Here is a 575-nt window from a genome sequence, read left to right on the forward strand (position 1 = left end):
CGGGTACACGTTGGCGCCGTAGTAGGAGACCGTGAAGTGGCCGCGGCCGAAGACGTAGGCGAACGGCAGGTCCGGTCCGTCGTCGCCGGGGTGGAAGCCGTGCTCGGCGAGGAAGGCGAGCATGCGGTCGTGGGGGATCAGGCCGCCCTCGTCGGCGATGTGGTAGCGGATCAGCGGGATGCCGTTGTCGCCGGAGAACAGCAGGGTGCCCTCGTGCTCCTCGAAGAAGCGCACCCGCGGGTCGTACTGGACCAGGGTCGGCAGCCGGGAGGCGCCGAACAGCTTCCTGGCCGTTTCGGGGTGGGCGGCGAGGAAGCGGCGGACGCGGATGGACAGCGGGGTCTCGTTGCCGAGGACTCCGGCGTCGGCGGTGCCGTAGAGAGAGGCGGTGTCGCGTGCGGGGTCGGTCATGCCGGTCCGTTCGGCGACGAGGGTGCGCCACTCCTCGCTGAACACCTCTCCGGCGGTGACCAGTTTGATCGAGTGGTCGGCCCAGGGCAGGCCCTGCGCGATCCCGGTGTCGATCACGTCCTTGAGGAACGGCGGGTAGCCGAGCAGCACGACCTGGTCGAAGT

1 pseudogene is annotated in these 575 nt (G+C 69.7%); it reads right to left on the reverse strand.

What is annotated here, in order from left to right:
* Nucleotides 1-575: pseudogene (locus ACTOQ2_RS44050) on the reverse strand (phenylacetate--CoA ligase family protein); the annotation flags it as partial.

This window comes from Streptosporangium sp. H16, assembly GCF_051918855.1.
GTDB lineage: Bacteria > Actinomycetota > Actinomycetes > Streptosporangiales > Streptosporangiaceae > Streptosporangium.